We start from the raw sequence: 4,246 nt of genomic DNA, 5'->3' as shown, positions 1-4,246 counted from the left end.
CTGGATGGGGTGACGTTGGTGGCGGCGAGCGAGGTCTGCCCGCCCGAACTGGTGGATCGGTGGGCGCCCGACCGGGTAATGGTCCACTCCTACGGCCCCACCGAGACCACGATCTATACCTCCGTGAGTGCGCCGCTGAAAGCGGGGTCGGGCGGTCCGCCGATCGGCTCGCCGGTCGGAGGGGCGGCCTTCTTCGTGCTGGACGGGTGGTTACGCGCGGTGCCGGTCGGGGTGGTCGGTGAGTTGTACGTGGCCGGCGCCGGGGTCGGGGTTGGATATTGGCGCCGCGCCGGGCTGACAGGATCGCGGTTTGTGGCAAGCCCGTTCGGTGAGCCGGGAACACGCATGTACCGCACCGGCGACCTGGTGCGGTGGCGCGCCGACGGTCAGCTGCAGTTTGTTGGACGGGCCGACGAGCAGGTCAAGATCCGCGGCTATCGCATCGAGCTGGGCGAGATCCACGCGGCGTTGACCGGGCTGGACGGCGTCGAGCAGGCGGCGGTGATCGCCCGCGAGGACCGTCCCGGCGACAAACGCCTCGTCGGCTACATCACCGGCACCGCCGACCCGGCCGAGGCGCGCAGCGCGCTCGCCGGACGACTCCCGGCCTACATGGTCCCGGCCGCGGTGGTGGTCATCGAGTCGCTGCCGTTGACCCCTAACGGCAAACTCGACACCCGCGCTCTGCCGGCACCGGAATACACCGCGGGGCAGTATCGCGCCCCGGCCAGCCCGACCGAGGAGATCCTGGCCGGCATCTACGCTCACGTGCTCGGGCTCGATCGGGTCGGCACCGACGACTCGTTCTTCGACCTGGGCGGGGATTCGCTGTCGGCGATGCGCCTGATCGCCGCGATCAATACCCGTCTGGACGCCGACCTGTCGGTGCGGACGGTGTTCGACGCTCCGTCCGTCCGAAAACTCAGCGAGCAGATGGCCAAGAGTGCTGAGGCCGCCAACGGGCCCAGCTTTGCGTCCGTGCATGGCCGCAACGCCACAGAGGCGCACGCCGCCGACCTCACGCTGGACAAGTTCATCGACGAGACGACGCTGAACAATGCACCGGGTCTGCCGGGTCCCAGCACCGAGGTGAGGACGGTCCTGCTGACGGGCGCCACCGGATTCCTCGGCCGCTACCTGGCCCTGGAATGGCTGGAGCGGATGAAGCTGGTCGGCGGCACCCTGATCTGCCTGGTGCGGGGGGCGAGCGACGAGGATGCGCGGGCTCGCCTGGATAAGACCTTCGACAGCGGCGACCCCGGACTGCTACGGCACTACCGGGACCTGGCCGCCAACCATCTACAGGTCGTCGCCGGCGACAAGGGCGAAGCCAACCTGGGGCTGGACCAACAGACCTGGCAGCGGCTGGCCGACACCGTCGATCTGATCGTCGATTCCGCCGCCCTTGTCAACGCCGTCTTCCCCTACCGAGAGTTGTTCGGCCCCAACGTCGTTGGCACCACCGAGCTGATCCGGATCGCGCTCACCACGAAACTCAAGTCCTTCAGCTACGTGTCGACCGCCGATGTGCGGACCCAAATCGAATCGTCCGCGTTCACCGAGGACGCCGACATCCGGCTCATCTGTCCCACCCGCGCAATCGATGACAGCTACGGGGACGGCTACGCCAACAGCAAGTGGGCCAGTGAGGTGCTGCTGCGCGAGGCCAACGACCTGTGTGGGCTGCCGGTTGGCGTGTTTCGCTGCGACGTGATTCTGGCTGAACCCAGGTACGCGGGTCAGCTCAACCTTTCGGACACAATGACCCGCGCGGTGCTGAGTTTGGTGGCCGCGGGGCTCGCGCCCGGTTCGTTCTTCCAACTCGACGCCGACGGAAACCGGCAACGCGCCCATTTCGACGGTCTGCCAGTCGATTTCATCGCCGAGTCGATCGCCACACTGGGCGCCCAAGTGGCCGACGGATTCGAGACCTATCACGTGATGAACCCGCACGACGACGGCATCGGGCCCGACGAGTACGTTGACTGGCTGATCGAGGCCGGCTACCCGATCCAACGCATCGGCGACTTCGGGGAGTGGCTGCACCGGTTCGAAACCGCCCTGGGGGCGCTGCCGGATCGCCAGCGCCAGCACTCGATGCTGCAGATGTTGATGCTGCGCAATTCCGCGCCCGTCGATCCTCCCGAGCCGACCCGCGGATCCTACGGGCCGACCGACCGCTTCCGCGCCGCGGTGCGACAAGCAAGAATCGGCCCTGACAAGAACGCCCCCGATATCCCGCGCATCTCGGCGCCGATCATCATCAAGTACGTCACCGACTTGCAACTCCTCGGACTGCTCTAACCCGCGAAAGGTGCACAACATGCGGCGAATCTCCCTTTCCATCTACTGGGCGTTTCTCACGATGGTCCGTTTCGCCAGCCTGCGGCGGCAGAAAGACGCCGCGGCCTATTACACGATCCTCGGCGACGACGTCGTCGATTTCATGAATGAAAAGTACTCCGACGACTCAAAGCCGTTGTGGCTCAACAACGGTTACTGGAAAACGGCCCGCACCTATCCCGACGCGTGTGTCGCGATGGTCGAACTCCTGGGGACGAGCGCTGGTCTGAAGCCCGGCGATTCGGTCCTGGATGTGGGTGTCGGTTTCGCGGACCAGGACTTCGTCCTGCTGGATCACTTCAAGCTGTCACACATCACGGGCATCGACATCACGCCCGTGCACATCGACAAGGGTCGCGAACGCGTCGCCAAGCGCGGGCTGGAAAACCAGATCGACGTCCGGCTCGGTTCCGCGACCGCGATGGATTTTCCCGACGCGTCATTCGACAAAGTCCTGGCCTTGGAATGCGCATTCCACTTTGACACGCGGGATCAGTTCCTGCGCGAGGCGTTCCGCGTCCTCAAACCGGGGGGAACCGTCGCGCTCGCCGACATGCTCCCGAATCCGGGCCAAAAACTCAGCGCCATCAACAACTTCGGCCGAAAGTACGGTCACGTTCCCGAGGCGAATTACTACGACCGCGAAGAGTACGCACGGCGGCTGTCGGCGGTGGGCTTTGACGATGTCGTCGTGGATTCGATCCGGGAAGACGTGTTTCCCGGGATGGCCAAATACGCTCGGCAGCGCGTCGAGGGAAACAAGAAGATGGCCGACGTGGTCGTCGAAGTCTCCGAAGATGATCGCGCCCAGTGCCGGGGCGTAGAAGTGTGGGAACGCGGGACCGGCTTGACGGACTATGTGATCGCGTCGGCGCGGAAGCCTTTGAACGGCGCGGTTCCGGCCTAACGAGCTACGTCAAAGTCGTCGGCTCGCAGTTCGATCGGCTCGCCATGCGGTGTGCGGTTCGCCGCGTGTTGCCACGCATCCCGCCAGCGGGCTGTCTCGTCCGAGCCAATACCTTTGCGCGCCAACAAGTCTTCGAGCGCGCCAAGCCAGTGGCGGTAGTAGGAATCGCCGACGTCCGGGTCTCCCGCCGCCTGTGCCGCCTTGATACGAGCGGCCAGCGCGTCGGCCCACTCGGCCCAGGTGTAGAGCCCACGCTCGTGCAGCGAAACCACCATCGCGAAAGCCCTTGCCTGCCAAGGCTCTGCGAACACCGGCTCGTCGCCTGCTGTGCCGAGCCATGCGGACTGATTCATGCTGTTTCCAAGTATGGTTCCCACGCGTCGATCGACACCGTGAGGCCCTGCTCGGCGTCCGGCCACAGATCGGTACCGTGGAACACGACCGTGTAGAGCCACTGCGGCTGTTCCCCGTGACCACTGGCGTTCGCATCGGCGAAAACGTGCGCGCCGTGCACCCGTTCGATCACCGCCGGCTTGCCTTGCGCATAGCCGGGCAGGCGGGTGTGATGCGGCGTGGGTCCGGTGATCGTCCGCACGCGCTGACCGACGGCGAACCGCGGTCCCTCGGTTGCGAGCCGCTCGGTGGGCGCGCCATGGGCCTGGAGCTTCGGCACATCGCTTGCGCGCACGACGCGAGGCAACAGCAGCGGCGGGTGGATCGACCGGCCGGCGGCCAGCTCATCGGCGGTGACCAATCCGCGCTCGTCGAGTTGCTTGAGCAGTGCGGCGTACCAGATTTCGTAGTAGCTGCGCTGGTCGTAGTCCGGCAGGGTTTCGCGTGCGGATCGTGTCATGTCGAGATTCCAAACCCCGGCGGCGCCCATCGACAGCTGAAGCGCGAACACGCGCGGTTCCCAATCGGCATGCCACGCTTTGTGTTCGGACTCGAATTCGATCGGACCGTGTCCCAGCTGGCCGCCCAGGTCGGCTCGGGTGA

The 4,246-nt window shown here is 65.8% G+C and carries 4 protein-coding genes; 2 read left to right on the top strand and 2 right to left on the bottom strand.

Features of this window, described 5'->3' with window-relative positions; all coding sequences use genetic code 11:
* Together JOZ00_RS06835 and JOZ00_RS06830 are read left to right on the top strand one after the other, a co-directional pair.
* The coding region (locus JOZ00_RS06835) for a thioester reductase domain-containing protein (protein WP_293341557.1) at positions 1 to 2,304 on the top strand (2,304 nt) is incomplete at its 5' end.
* Positions 2,305 to 2,323: 19 nt separating this feature from the next.
* Positions 2,324 to 3,250 (top strand): class I SAM-dependent methyltransferase, encoded by a 927-nt coding sequence (locus JOZ00_RS06830; protein ID WP_293341554.1) that lies wholly within the window; start codon positions 2,324 to 2,326, stop codon positions 3,248 to 3,250.
* Here the strand turns inward: JOZ00_RS06830 and JOZ00_RS06825 are convergent.
* Positions 3,247 to 3,603 carry a nitrile hydratase accessory protein gene (locus JOZ00_RS06825; RefSeq protein WP_293341551.1) on the bottom strand — a complete coding sequence of 119 codons (357 nt, stop codon included), beginning with the start codon at positions 3,601 to 3,603 and terminating at the stop codon, positions 3,247 to 3,249. The genes JOZ00_RS06830 and JOZ00_RS06825 overlap by 4 nt on opposite strands.
* A partial coding sequence (gene nthB, locus JOZ00_RS06820) for a nitrile hydratase subunit beta (RefSeq protein WP_293341548.1) occupies positions 3,600 to 4,246 on the bottom strand: 647 nt, incomplete at its 5' end. The genes nthB and JOZ00_RS06825, both read right to left, overlap by 4 nt.

Source organism: Mycobacterium sp., assembly GCF_019243155.1.
Classification (GTDB): Bacteria; Actinomycetota; Actinomycetes; order Mycobacteriales; family Mycobacteriaceae; genus Mycobacterium.
This window is presented reverse-complemented; position numbering and strand designations above follow the sequence as displayed.